Source organism: Gluconobacter kanchanaburiensis NBRC 103587, assembly GCF_007988905.1.
Classification (GTDB): Bacteria; Pseudomonadota; Alphaproteobacteria; order Acetobacterales; family Acetobacteraceae; genus Gluconobacter; species Gluconobacter kanchanaburiensis.
Window position 1 is genome coordinate 1 of record NZ_BJVA01000046.1, and the last position, 503, is coordinate 503.

Below are 503 nucleotides of genomic sequence, written 5' to 3' on the forward strand. Positions count from 1 at the left end.
AGATGGCCCGTCTGCGCGGGCGTGCCTTGCGCGGGAAACGTTGCTGCGCCGCTGTGCCGCACGGTCATTGGAAAACCATGACTTTCACCGAGGAGCTGCGTCTGACAGGGCTGACCGCGCCCTTCGTGCATGATGGTCCCATGACTGGCAGGATCTTTCAGGTCTATGTCGAACGGGTTCTCATACCGACACTGAAGCCGGGCGATATCGTCGTGATGGACAATCTTCCGGCGCATAAGCTTCCAGCAACACAGAAGGCCATTGAACAGGCAGGGGCGGAGCTGATGTTCCTTCCGCCATACAGCCCAGACTTTAACCCCATCGAAATAGCCTGCTCAAAACTCAAGGCCTTGCTGCGCGCCAAGGCCGAACGGACTGTCAGTGCTCTATGGGATACCTTCGGCGCGCTGCTGCCAGCTTTCACGCACAGTGAATGCGCCAGTTTCTTTACAGCCGCTGGATATGAACCAGATTAAAGTGGAACCGCTCTAAGCTCAGGCTCC

At 57.5% G+C, this 503-nt stretch carries 1 protein-coding gene; it reads left to right on the forward strand.

Going from position 1 to position 503, the window contains the following annotated elements; translation table 11 throughout:
* On the forward strand, positions 1 to 476 hold a 476-nt coding region (locus GKA01_RS13540; protein ID WP_146864165.1), incomplete at its 5' end, for a transposase.
* Positions 477 to 503 lie beyond the last annotated feature (27 nt).